Source organism: Pedobacter sp. UYEF25 (assembly GCF_054061655.1).
The window spans coordinates 24028-37456 of sequence record NZ_JBSSEL010000009.1 but is presented as its reverse complement, the minus strand read 5'-3'; the positions used below and the strand labels follow the sequence as shown (position 1 = coordinate 37456).

The following is a 13429-nucleotide window of genomic DNA, read 5'->3' as shown; positions in this document are numbered from 1 at the left end:
GAGGTTGTGAAAAAGAAAAACCTATCGCCACACCTATAACCCATTACCGATCACCCATCACGCTCCTCTTTCCGTCCCTATTATGTAAAATGCAGACTGCTTTTATAATTTCCGCCGAAAATTACGTTATTTAGCGTCTTATGCAGGCACAATACATTTCCTATCAAGATACAGCATTTTTTTCTAAGCTGGCCATAGATTATATAGACGATCAGCCGCAGTTAAAAGATTTTTACAGTTATCGACCTGAATTTCATGGTCTTAAAAGCGCAGTAGAAAATAGGATAGAAACAGGGGATAGAGGAACGTTGGTAAATGTGCTTCAAAAGCAATACAGCGCTTTAACACCAAATAAATCTGTGCTTAAAAATATAGAGCTTTTAGCATCTAAAGATACTTTTACGGTAACAACTGGCCATCAACTTAATTTGTTTACTGGACCGCTTTATTTCATTTACAAAATAGTTACTGCAATTAATCTCGCCAGGGAACTTAAAATAGCTCAACCAGAGAAAAATTTTATTCCTATATACTGGATGGCAACTGAAGACCATGATTTTGAGGAAATAAATCATGTAAATGTTGATGAAAAAAACATCAGTTGGTTACAAAGTACCAATGGCGCAACAGGAAGATTAAGTACTAAAACAGTAGCCGCTGCGGTTACCGCTTACACTGGTTATTTGGGGATAAGTAAAAACGGTAAACATTTGGCAGAAATAGTGCAAAAAGCTTATCTAAAACACGATAATTTAGCCGACGCTACACGTTTTTTGGTAAACGAACTTTTTCAGAAATATGGATTGATAATTATAAATGCAGATGATAAACGGCTTAAAGCCGAGTTTATGGACATCATGCTTGCAGACATTACCCATCAAAGCAGTGCCAAGACGATAGATGCTACTTCTAAAAAATTGGAGGATTTAGGTTATAAAAGTCAGGTGAATGGGCGAGACATTAACTTCTTTTATTTAATCGATAACCTCCGCGAGCGACTAATTTTCAAAGACGAAAAGTATCTCGTCAATCATACCGAAATTAGCTTTAGCAAAGAGGAGCTAGCAGCTGAAATGCACAATTATCCAGAGCGTTTTAGTCCGAATGTGGTGATGCGACCACTTTATCAAGAAGTCATTTTGCCAAACATCGCTTACATTGGCGGCGGTGCAGAGGTGGCCTACTGGATGCAACTCAAAGCAAATTTTGATTTCTATAAGGTGCCGTTTCCGGTGTTGTTGCTGCGAAATTCTGCTTTACTTATCGATAAAAGATCCGCACAAAATCTATTCACTTTAGGCTTCGGTTTGGAGGATGTCTTTTTGTCGGTCGACGCCTTAAAAGACAGATGGGTCCGTAATAATACGGAGGTAGCACTTAGCCTTGCAGATGAAATGCGTTCCATAAATAGCATTTTTGAACAGATTAAGCTAACCGCATATAAGATAGATAAAACGTTGTCTGTTTCTGCTGATGCGGCGTTAAATAAGACAGAACATTTGATAACCAATCTTGAGAAAAAATTGTTTAGGGCCGAGAAACGTAAACACAAAACTGCGCTTACCCAGATAGAAAATGTAAAAAAGCGATTGTTTCCAAACGGAACGCTTCAAGAAAGAACAATGAATCTTGCGCCGATGTATGTCAACTACGGGGAGGATTTTTTATCTACCTTGATAGAAAATTTCGAACCCCTTGGTGGAGACTTTACCTTATTGTTGCCGTAAAGTATCCAAATCCTTTCAGTTTTTTCATCGATAAGACCACAAAATAATATGACCACAGTTACCGAAGCTAAACTCAGGGCTTTTACCCAAAAAGTTTTTATACAAATGGGTTGTTCGACGGAACATGCGATTTTAGCTGCCGATGTCTTATTGAAATCAGATTTACGTGGAATCGATTCGCACGGCGTAGCGCGTTTAAAGGGCTACGTGCGTCTATGGGAAAAAGGCAGAATAAATACCAAACCGAATGTCAAAATAGTACACGAAACACCAACCACCGCCACAATTGATGGCGACTCAGGACTCGGCCTTGTTGTTGCGCCATTTGCCATGGACTTGGCTATAGCAAAAGCCGAGAAGTATGGAAGCGGATGGGTTGCTGTAAAAAATTCAAATCATTTCGGCATTGCCGGTTACCACGCTTTAAAAGCTGTTGCAAAAGACATGATCGGCATCAGCATGACTAATGCGAGTCCTTTGGTGGCACCAACTTTTACCACAGAACGGTTGCTCGGGACAAACCCAATGTGTTATGCGTTTCCTGCAGGGAAATATCCGCCTGTGGTGGTAGATATGGCAACTTCTGCAGCTGCAAATGGCAAATTAGAAATCGCTCAACGGGCCAATGCCGAGTTGCCGTCGGGATGGGTGCAAACCAAGGAAGGAAATGCATCGAAGAATCCAAACGAATTGCATGATGGCGGCGCTTTGTTGCCGCTGGGAAGCGATAAGGAACATGGAAGTCATAAAGGATATGGGCTTGGCGCAACAGTAGATATTTTATCTGCGGTGCTTTCTGGCGCAAATTATGGTCCTTGGGTTCCTCCGTTTGTGGCTTTTTTAGACCCGCCATCAGATCCTGTTGGCGAGGGAATCGGTCATTTTTTTGGGGCGATGAGGGTAGATGGATTCAGGCCAACAGCAGATTTCAAGAATCACCTAGACAATTGGATCCAAAGATTTAAATCAGCAAAAAGCATTGATCCAGACAAACCTGTAATCATCCCTGGAGAACCGGAATATGCGGCCGAGCAAGAACGTGCTAAAACTGGAATTCCCATTGTAGATGCGGTAGTTGCAGATTTGAAAGAGATTGCAACGAAATTTGAACTGGAATTTCCTGCTTAGGTTTATCAGAAGTAGTCGTTATCTCTATGCTTTGACTGGATCAACTTCTTGGTTAACACCATCTTATTCAGTAAGTTCAAAATTCAAATTCTTTCTATTTTTTGGGCAACGGCCGGGCTGTGCATTACTTCGCTTTCGCTACGGCCCTGCGGACAAACTTTTAATCCACCCCCGCTTTCCTCCACTCAAAGTTTTAATTTCCATCCCTGTTGCAGAACAGAGTTAGTTTTCAATTTGTTGCGCAAACACTAAAGCAGATATTTCTCCCGCTGTTCGGAATCTTTCGTAGGCGCAAAGCAAACTCCGGTAAAAGGGCATTTTTAATTTTTTGTCTTTTAATAATTTCACGCGTCCTGTGGCCCGTTTCTAAGGTGTCACGTTGAGCGCGTCGAAACGCCTTGCAAATTTACCGATAGACTTTGGTCTGCTTGTCCCAACCACTTGGAAAGCGCAGGAGGAAGCGACTTGATGTTATCCCGTTTCTGACTTGCAATTATTTTTTAATCACACCAATCACATAATCAAACGAATCAGGATTTAGAGATTTTTGTTGGCAAACATTTTCTTCAGTTTTGAAGTATATGTGAGCAAACAATTATAGCAAAAAATGGAAAATTTATTATTCGAGGCATACAACTCAGACAAATTATGCTTAAGAAACCGCGCAGTAATGGCACCAATGACTCGCTCTAGGGCAGAGGAAGAAAACACACCGAACAAGCTAATGGCCACGTATTACGGTCAGCGTGCAGAAGCGGGATTAATCATAACAGAAGGTACTTCTCCATCGCCAAACGGAATTGGTTATCCTCGTATCCCTGGTTTGTATAACCAACAACAGGTGGATGGTTGGAAATTGGTAACTGACGAAGTTCATGCCAAGGGTGGAAAGATATTTTTACAATTGATGCATTGCGGAAGGATTGGCCATCATCTAAACCTACCAAAAGGAGCAGAGATTTTAGCGCCATCAGCCGTTGCTGCCGACGGGGAAATGTATACGGATGCCGAAGGAATGAAAAAGAACGATACGCCTAGAGCAATGACCAACGCGGAAGTGAAGGAGGCGATCAAAGAATATGTAACTGCGGCCGAACTCGCTGTTGAAGCAGGTTTTGATGGTGTAGAAATACACGGCGCGAATGGTTATCTAATTGAGCAATTTCTTAATCCTGATAGCAACACCAGGACAGATGAATTTGGCGGAAGCATAGAAAATAGGGCAAATTTTTTGTTAGAAATTATGCGTCAAGCAGTTAGCGCAATTGGTGTAGAAAAAGTCGGCCTTCGGTTGTCTCCAAATGGTGCGTTTAACGACATGAAGCCTTACCAAGAAATGGCAAAAACCTATCATTACATTGCTGAAGAAATCAACAAAATTGGACTTGCATACGTTCATTTGTTAGATCATTCTGCTATGGGGTCTACAAAGCTACCAAAAGAAGTGCTTGAAGATGTGCGTAAAACTTTCCACGGAACATTAATTCTTTGCGGTAATTTCGACAAAGATTCTGCAGAGAAAGCCTTAGAAGAAAAGACAGCAGATCTAATCGCATTCGGGAGACCTTACTTGGCAAATCCGGATTTGTTGGCCCGTTTTAAAGCCGACGCTGAATTAAATGCGCCAGATATGAATACATTTTACACTCCTGGATCAAAGGGCTACACGGATTACCCAACCATGTAAAAATTTGAATGCTTCGAGGACAAACGTTGTACTCCTTAAATCTATTTAAAAATCAAATCCCCAGCAGAAGTTAGGGATTTTTTTATGGAACGCTATTCGACACATTCCGCAGGTGCAGGTCGAATTTTTGTTAAAGCGGCATTTGCAATTTCGACAAAGAAACACCTCCAAGCCATCCCGAAAATAGGTAGGAAGCAATTAGTTTGCTTTCTTTGAGCAGTAAGGGTTGTTTTTTCTAAATTAGTAGTATGTCGCTGGCTTACAACCAAATAATCAGTTGGTATAACTATTTTAAACTGTAGACTTACAGAAATACATCTTCCAAGGTTCTAAAACGAACGGAATTAATGATTTCTGTTTCTGTAAGACAACCTGGAGTAAACCCTGTAAAAAACTTGAAATCTCTAATGAGGTGCATTTGATCAAAATATCCACATTGATAGGTAATGCTAGACCAAGATCTATGCGGAAACAACTCCTTTAACTTGTAGGCATAAGAGAATCTGATCATTCTACTGTAGAGTTTGGGAGAAATGCCGATGCGGTTTAAAGATGCTCTCTCAAATTGTTTTAATGAAAGGCAAGCGCTTTTTGCCACAGATTCAATGCGTAAATTTCCGGTGTTTTTTACAAGTGCTAACATTGCCAGGTCGAAAGGCAAGGCCTTTTGTAAAGAGTCCAACTTGCCCATCAAATATTTTTGGATGACTTGATTTTTCAGCTCATCTGTCTTTGCACTACTTAATTGATCGATCACTTCATCTACCTCAGGCCCTAAAATTAATCGAGCATCATAATCCTTATCTACAATGGTGTGTAAAGGTATGCCCAAAAGCCTAAACATTCCGCTCGGCTTAAGACAAACCACAACATCTTGATGTTTACGCCCTAAATCGAGTGTAACGGGAGTTGTCTGCGGCCCAATGATCATCGAACGCGGCTTTAATTTAAAATCTTCCCCATGCTTTTTCACCAGAACCTTGTCTTCTAAATAGAAACATAAAAAACGAGTATGTGTTGGCACGAAGGTGTATATGGGAGAAATTTCCTTTTCCACCGTAAAATCAAATGAAGTTACCGTGATGTTGTCTACAAACTCCCGCAATGATGGATGAGGGAGAAAAACTGAATGAATCATAATCCAAGCGAGCTACTGAATAAACCACATAAAACTACAAAAAAAAGCCTTAAAAAAGAGGAACTAAGCCCATTTCGTGCTGACAGCCAAAAGATTAGGCTACCCTTGCTAGAAGACCATATTTTTTTTAAATAAAATAATCAAATGTCGTTTTTATACTATGTTTTAGAAAAGTGAGCAACTAATTTAGCACGTAAATAACCTTGGATACTAGAACTGTCATTGGTGCTAGCCTTTAAGCATGGATGAGCGGATGATCTTTTGAATCACCGCTTGGATCTGCCTAGTTGCAATCCAGGTTTAAAAAATATTGCGCTAAAAGAGGGAATTAAAAAGAATCAAACTCAACAATTTAAAATAAATAGTATTTATGAAAAAGACTAGTTTTTACATTACCGCACTCATTGCAATTTTGTTTTTAGCCGCATGTGGCAAAGATGGTGCTGTTGGGCCAACAGGCCCAGAAGGAACACAAGGACCTGTTGGGCCAGCCGGACCAATAGGCAGCAATGGGCAGAGCGGCAGTATTATTTACAGCGGCACTACCGTGCCGGCTGCTGGCACGGGCAACGTAGGCGACTTCTATTTAGATAAAACTACAGCCTTATTATACGGGCCAAAAACAGCGAGCGGATGGGGAACTGGCTTATCCCTAAAAGGCGCTTCAGGGGCAAAAGGAGCAGCAGGGAGTCAGATCTACAAAGGGAGCGTGGTGCCTGCTACCTCCTTGGGTGCCAATGGCGACTTCTACCTAAACAGTACCTCTTATTTGCTTTACGGACCCAAAACGTCAGCTGGGTGGGGGGTTCCCGTAAGTTTACGTGGCCCTACAGGTGCTCAAGGCCCCGAAGGCAATGCAAATGTAAAAACAGATGTATTCACGCTAACTTCTTCCGACTGGCTCTGGAATTCGCAATATGGATTAAATACTAGTCCATCTAATACCACATTTTACTTTAGTAGGTATTATATCCGAGCCAATAATGCTATTACGCAAGATGTGCTTGACAATGGGATGGTACTCGCCTATTTTGTACCCGACATTATTCGTAACGCCAACAATTGGGTACCGCTTCCTTTTCAGTTTACAGCGTTTGGCGGAAGTTTTGACTACAACATTGCTTTTGAAACATTTCCTGGAAGTGTAAAGCTCCATTATTTCTTTGTACAACGAGATAAAACAGCCACGATTCCTAGCTTGCAGAATTTCAATATAGGAACTTATAAAATTAAAATCGTAGCCGTTAGCGGGAAGCTTGGAACCTTTATGTTGGCCAATCACATTAACCTAAACAATTACCAGGAAGTGAGTAAAGTTACCGGTCTGTGGCAAGAAGATAAAAATTAGTGGCAGTCACTAATAAATCTAAAGCCGTTCCATAATTATTCTTAAAATTAAATCCTCAATTTTGTTGGGGATTTTTTATTACATGACATCCGACAATCTTTCAAAGCACGTGTTGGAATTTTGATAAGGTAAGATTTGTTAAACCTAGTTCGCTGTTCGCCATATTGCGTATGCCTACGAACAGCTTTCGTTAAAAAGCGATTTGCATCCCTAACTTAAATCATTGGTCATTTTTCGGTCTGAGGATTGGTAAATTTGCTCCATCATCACTTCGTATTGCGCCATATTCTAAATAGGCAAACAATGTTTTATAAACTTTTTGTTGAGTATAAACGAAATGACTTTTTTAATTATCGTGCCTTTTAATTTTTTATAAATATTTATATTTGATAAAATACATGTCACTTATTTACCTTTTAAACCTACCGCGGATTCGGCATGATTTTGATAACTAGCTAAACTTAACGGTATGAATTTTAAAACCTTCGTTGTCCTCTTTAGTTATTTCGTTTTTTTTAATGTCGGACCGCTGAGTGCGCAAACGACAGACAGCAATGGCTTAAATAGCTATTCGCTTGAGTTGTATCGGCAAGCAAAAATCAACCATAAAAATATTGTTTTATCTCCGTTAAGTACTTACGCTGTACTTATGATGGCCTATGAAGGCGCAAAGAATGATACAAAAGCGGCGTTTGAGAAGGTGCTGCATTTGAAAAATGCAGACACCAACAAAAGGGTCTATCTCCAACAATTTTTGGCTAAAACAGATAGCGGCGGTACCGTCAAAATTTATAATGCCATTTGGCTGGATAAAAAAATGCATGTAAAAGATGCATACGTAAAAACCATTTCTGACAAATATTCCTCAGATTTTAAGCAAGTGAATTTTGCAAACCCAGCGTCTGCAGTTTCTTCAATCAATGGATGGGTTGACGAGCGTACTCACAAAAAGATCAGTGAAATTATAACTGCCGATGATCTAAATCCGAGCACCAAGATGCTTTTACTAAATGCAGTTTACTTTAAGGGACAATGGCTAAATAAGTTTGATAAAAAACAAACTGTTTCCTCACCATTTTTTAGCGATGTCGAAAATCAATATAAAGTCGATTTTATGAAAATGACCGAAAGTGTTCGATATTTTGAAAACGGTCAGTTTCAGTTTATGTCAAAATCCTATCAAGATTCGGATTTGAGCTTTTGTATTATGCTCCCTAAAGCGCTTTTTGGATTAGAGGCGATAGAGCAAAAGTTGGATGCTGATTTTCTAAGTGGTGTGCTAGACAGTTCAAATAAGACAAGTGTGTCGCTTTCCTTTCCGAAAATTAAATTGTCATCGAGTTTAGAGCTTAGCGGCGTATTAGAAAAGGCAGGTTTAGCCTCCGCTTTTACTAGCGAAGCGGATTTCTATGGAATGACAGAAACCCCTTTAATGCTTGGAAAAGTATTTCACAAGGCCGTTATCGAATTAGATGAAGAAAAAACTGAGGCAGCTACCTCTACCGCTGCGTCTACATTGCTGAGCGGATTGCCATCTTATAAAATTTTCAATGCAGATCATCCTTTTTTATTTTTTGTCATTGACAATAAATCGAAGTCGATTCTTTTTATGGGAAGGTTTGTTAAACCCGATGCTGCGGAAAGAATCGGAAAAGAAGATTTAATCGCCAATTTAACGAACAGAAAATTGGCGAAATTTTCAATGGGGCATGTCCTCAAACCGGTGTTGTTTGTGCTCGACAATAGCATCATTTCAGAGGCTGAGTTCAAGAACTTAAGTCCAAATGATATTGAAGCGATCCATGTATACAAAGATAAAAATGAAATTGCCAAATACTCGCCAAAGGATTATGATGGATTGGTTATAATTACACTTAAAAAAAGCAAAAAGTTGTAGCAATAGCCCTTAATTGAACGCACTATGCACACGCGCTCTCTGCATATAATAGGGCGTAAGAGCGCTGATAATTCAATAAGATAAAATTAAAACCAAGACAAATAAAAGTCATCGGTTGCGAAGCCCCAAAGTTATTTTTGAATGGCCAAACTTCAAACGGACAAGCGTTTGGCGCAAAAAGCAACAAGCTGTAACATCGTTACTACATCATCGCCTAAAAACAAAACAAATATATATTTTTGGATTGGCGCTACATTCAATCATTAGTGCGCGTAATCAGAATAGGTTTAACGGAAGAATATGATAAAGAAACTCAAATGAAGAAAAGGTATATTTTCTATACACTGCTTGTCATAGGTCTGGCCTACCTTATTTATTATCGTGTTAGTGAAAACAAAAAGATTAGTAGTGGCGTAAAGGGAAAACAGGAACATGTAAAAAGCAGTGCGTTAGCCATCGAAGGCGTGTTGGTTAAGCCTATTGATTTTAACAATAAAATAGAAGTTAGTGGCAGTGTAGATGCCAATGAGGCGGTAACTTTACATAGCGAAGTTTCTGGATTGGTTACCCAAATAAATTTTAAAGAAGGTGGCTATGTGAAAAAAGGTGCTTTATTGGTTAAGATAAATGATCGTGATGTCCAAGCGCAATTAAGAGAAGCAAGAACAAAAGAGACATTGTCTGCGACTACAGAAAATAGGGCTAAACAGTTGTTGGCGAAGGGGGCCATCAGTCGGGAGGAGTACGATGCTGCCTTGGCAGATCTACAATCTTTAAAAGCGCAAAGCCAATTGATCAAAGCCCAACTCGCAAAAACGGAGATTTATGCACCATTTAGTGGAAGAATTGGTCTTCGTTCCATCTCTGCGGGTGGTTATGTGACACCAGCCACCGAAATTGCCAATTTGCTAAGCGTAAACCCCGTTAAAATTACCTTTGCTGTACCAGAAAAGTATGTAGAACTAATTGGTTTGAACTCCATAATTAGCCTTTCTACAGCCGCAAGTAATGATACTTTTTCTGGAAAAGTTTATGCCATAGAGCCTGGTATCAATACTCAAACCCGCACACTTTCTATTAAAGCACTAGCATCAAACCCAGATGGAAAACTACTGCCTGGTTCTTTTGCACAAGTAAAGGTGAATTTAAACACGCTGAAAAACGCTATTCTAGTGCCAACAGAAGCAATTGTGCCGGTGTTAGATGGTAAAACGGTCTTTGTTAGCAGAAACGGTAAAGCACAGCAGATAAAAGTAGAAGCTGGCATTCGCACCTCAAGAAAAATTTTAATTACCAAAGGATTGATTGCAGGAGATACGGTACTAACCACAGGCATATTGTCTTTAAAGAATGACGTTCCGGTAAAAGTTAAAATAACCTCCAATACCGATATATGAGCATCTCGACCATCAGCATAAAGCGCCCGGTTCTAGCCATAGTAATGAACTTGGTGATTATGTTATTTGGCATTATCGGCTATTCCTTTTTGGGTGTGCGAGAATATCCTTCAACAGATCCCACGGTTATTTCTGTACGCACTTCTTATCCCGGGGCAAATTCAGACATTATCGAATCTCAAATTACTGAACCGCTAGAGAAATCTATAAATGCCATTGATGGAATTAGGAATATCTCTTCTACCAGCAACCAAGGGGCGAGTAGCATTAGCATAGAATTTGATTTAGGAAAAAATATTGATGAGGCTGCAAACGATGTTCGTGACAAGGTATCGCAAGCAGCAAGACAATTACCAAAGGATATTGATGGCCTGCCAACCGTAAGCAAGGCCGACGCCAATTCTGATGCGATTTTATCGATGACGATACAAAGCGACAAAAGAACCGTACAAGACTTAAGCGACTTTGCAGAGAACGTGGTGGTAGATAGAATTCAAACCATTCCGGGCGTTAGTAGTGTTCAAATTCAGGGCCAACGAAAGTATGCCATGCGCATTCGCATCGACCCAGACAAAATGTCGAGTTACGGATTGACCTCGCAAGATATTGTTACCGCTTTAGGCAATGAAAATTTGGAATTACCTTCTGGAAAATTAACAGGCGCAAGTACTGAATTGACAATTAATACACTAGGAAAGCTTACAACTGCAGACGAATTTAACAACCTCATTTTAAAGAAAGACAGTGATAATGTAGTTAAGTTAGGTGATGTTGGTTATGCCGAATTGGGATCTGAAAATGAAGAAACTATTTTAAAGGAATCTGGAAAGCCGATGGTTGCAGTCGCTATTATTCCACAACCTGGTGCTAATTATTTAGACATTACTAAAGCGTTTTACAAACGCTTCGATAAGTTAAAGGCAGATATGCCTAGCGACATTAAATTAAATGTTTCTATAGACAACACCAAATTTATTCAAGCTTCGATCACTGAGGTTTCCGAAACAATTCTCATATCTTTAATTTTGGTAATATTAATTATTTACCTCTTTTTTAGGGATTGGGCCATCGCTTTTAGACCCTTAATCGACATACCTGTTTCGCTTATTGCGACATTTTTTATTATGTATATTTTTGGCTATTCGATAAACGTGTTAAGTTTATTGGCCATTGTGCTAGCTACAGGTTTGGTTGTTGATGATGGGATTGTAGTGACTGAAAATATATTTAAGAAAGTGGAAGAGGGCTACAGTCCAATCGAAGCCGCCATTTTAGGATCTAACGAAATATTCGTTGCAGTAATTTCGATATCCATAACGTTAGCAGCAGTGTTTTTACCGGTTATTTTCTTACAGGGTTTTGTAGGCAGATTGTTTAGGGAGTTTGGGGTAGTAATTGGCGCTGCGGTGCTTATTTCGGCCTTTGTTTCTTTAACATTAACGCCGATGCTTAACGCTTATTTGATGAAAAAAGGCGGTCATAAAAAATCAAAATTTTATGATTTAACGGAACCCTACTTTGTCAAACTCAATGACAGCTATCAACGTAATTTGAATAAGTTCTTAAACAAACGTTGGCTTGCCATTCCGATCTTGGTGGTGTGTGTTGGTTTTATAGGGTTATTTTGGAAGATTCTGCCAAAAGAAACCGCGCCTTACGATGATAGGAGTTCCATTAACATGAATATAACAGAGCCAGAAGGAGCTACATTTGCCTATACTGATAAGTTTATGGATCAGATGATTAAGCTTATTGATGATTCTGTTCCAGAGAAGAAGGTCAACATCACCATTACCTCCCCTAATTTTGGGGGTTCTGGTTCTACAAATTCGGGTTATGTACGCATGGCTTTAATAGATCCTTCAGATCGGGCGCGTTCTCAAAAAGAAATTGCTGATAAATTAACCAAGATCACCAAAAGCTATACAGAAGCTAAAGTAATTGTAAGTCAACAGCCAACTATTTCAGTTGGAAAACGCGCAGGTTTGCCAATCAACTACATTATCCAAGCACAAAACTTTACTAAGCTGCAGCAAAAAGTACCGGCATTTATGGACGAAGTGGCAAACGATCCGACCTTTTCAGTTTCGGATGTAAACTTAAAATTTAACAAACCAGAACTAGACTTAACCATAAACAGAGAAAAAGCAAAAAATTTGGATGTTTCGGTGGCAGACATTGCATCAACTCTTCAACTTGGTTTAAGCGGACAGCGTTTTTCTTATTTCTACATGAATGGGAAACAGTATCAGGTTATTGGACAATTTGAAGTAAATAATAGAAAAGCGCCATTAGACCTAAGTTCCTTATACGTAAGAAATGATAAAGGGCAGCTCATCCAGATGGATAATTTGGTTAAGGCTGAAGAAAAAAGTCGTCCACCGCAACTTTATCGCAACAACCGTTTCATTTCCGCTACCGTATCCGCAGGATTGGCGCCTGGCAAAAGTATTGGTGATGGAATAGATGCGATGGACAGAATTTCTAAAAAGGTATTAGACGAAACTTTTTCTACAGATTTAGGCGGTGAGTCTAGAGATTTTAGAGAAAGTTCTTCGAATACTTTATTTGCATTTGGACTAGCTTTGCTGTTAGTTTATTTGATTTTAGCGGCACAATTTGAGAGTTTTAAAGATCCCATTATCATTATACTAACCGTGCCGATGGCAGTTGCAGGCGCATTTCTATCGTTATGGTTGTGTGGCCAGAGCTGGAATATATTTAGCCAGATAGGAACCATTATGCTCATTGGGCTAGTAACCAAAAATGGAATTCTAATCGTAGAGTTTGCCAATCAGCTAAAGGAAAAGGGAGCTTCCGTCCACAACGCCATTAGAGAAGCAGCTGTATCGCGTTTACGCCCAATATTAATGACAAGTTTGGCGATTTCTATTGGCGCTTTGCCAATCGCATTGGCGCTGGGAGCTGCGGCAAAAAGTAGAATGAGTATGGGCACTGTAATCATCGGCGGAACCTTGTTTTCTTTAATTTTAACCTTATTTGTAATTCCTGCCATTTATTCGTTCTGGAGTAAGGAACACAAGACAAATGCAGATTTGGAAGCGATCGAAGCAACAGACACAGCGTCAAACAATCAAAAAGATTAA

At 39.6% G+C, this 13429-nt stretch carries 8 protein-coding genes; 7 read left to right on the top strand and 1 reads right to left on the bottom strand.

Features of this window, described 5'->3' with window-relative positions; translation table 11 throughout:
- Nucleotides 1-140 precede the first annotated feature (140 nt).
- From bshC to ACVWYG_RS10030, 3 genes are all read left to right on the top strand, one after another.
- The gene (bshC, locus tag ACVWYG_RS10040; RefSeq protein ID WP_457270091.1) at nt 141-1727 is read left to right on the top strand and encodes a bacillithiol biosynthesis cysteine-adding enzyme BshC; all 1587 of its coding nucleotides are present in this window, start codon (nt 141-143) and stop codon (nt 1725-1727) included.
- A 48-nt stretch (nt 1728-1775) separates the two neighbouring features.
- Nucleotides 1776-2855: an Ldh family oxidoreductase gene (locus ACVWYG_RS10035; protein WP_457270090.1), complete on the top strand. Its 1080-nt coding sequence runs from the start codon at nt 1776-1778 to the stop codon at nt 2853-2855.
- Nucleotides 2856-3462: 607 nt separating this feature from the next.
- Entirely contained in the window at nt 3463-4542 is a 1080-nt protein-coding gene (locus ACVWYG_RS10030) for an alkene reductase (protein ID WP_457270089.1), read from the top strand.
- A 304-nt stretch (nt 4543-4846) separates the two neighbouring features.
- Here the strand turns inward: ACVWYG_RS10030 and ACVWYG_RS10025 are convergent, their stop codons facing one another.
- Nucleotides 4847-5680 (bottom strand): helix-turn-helix domain-containing protein, encoded by an 834-nt coding sequence (locus tag ACVWYG_RS10025; RefSeq protein WP_457270088.1) that lies wholly within the window; start codon nt 5678-5680, stop codon nt 4847-4849.
- A gap of 370 nt (nt 5681-6050) precedes the next feature.
- Here ACVWYG_RS10025 and ACVWYG_RS10020 point away from each other — a divergent pair, with 370 nt between their 5' ends.
- The 4 genes from ACVWYG_RS10020 to ACVWYG_RS10005 all read left to right on the top strand — a co-directional run bounded on the left by ACVWYG_RS10020 (nt 6051) and on the right by ACVWYG_RS10005 (nt 13429).
- Nucleotides 6051-7028: a hypothetical protein gene (locus tag ACVWYG_RS10020; RefSeq protein WP_457270087.1), complete on the top strand. Its 978-nt coding sequence runs from the start codon at nt 6051-6053 to the stop codon at nt 7026-7028.
- A 469-nt stretch (nt 7029-7497) separates the two neighbouring features.
- Nucleotides 7498-8925 carry a serpin family protein gene (locus ACVWYG_RS10015; protein ID WP_457270086.1) on the top strand — a complete coding sequence of 476 codons (1428 nt, stop codon included), beginning with the start codon at nt 7498-7500 and terminating at the stop codon, nt 8923-8925.
- A 239-nt stretch (nt 8926-9164) separates the two neighbouring features.
- Complete coding sequence (locus ACVWYG_RS10010) at nt 9165-10322, top strand: efflux RND transporter periplasmic adaptor subunit (protein ID WP_457270085.1); 1158 nt, start codon at nt 9165-9167, stop codon at nt 10320-10322.
- On the top strand, nt 10319-13429 hold the full coding sequence (locus tag ACVWYG_RS10005; RefSeq protein ID WP_457270084.1) for an efflux RND transporter permease subunit: 3111 nt from the start codon (nt 10319-10321) through the stop codon (nt 13427-13429). Before ACVWYG_RS10010 ends, ACVWYG_RS10005 begins: the two co-directional genes overlap by 4 nt.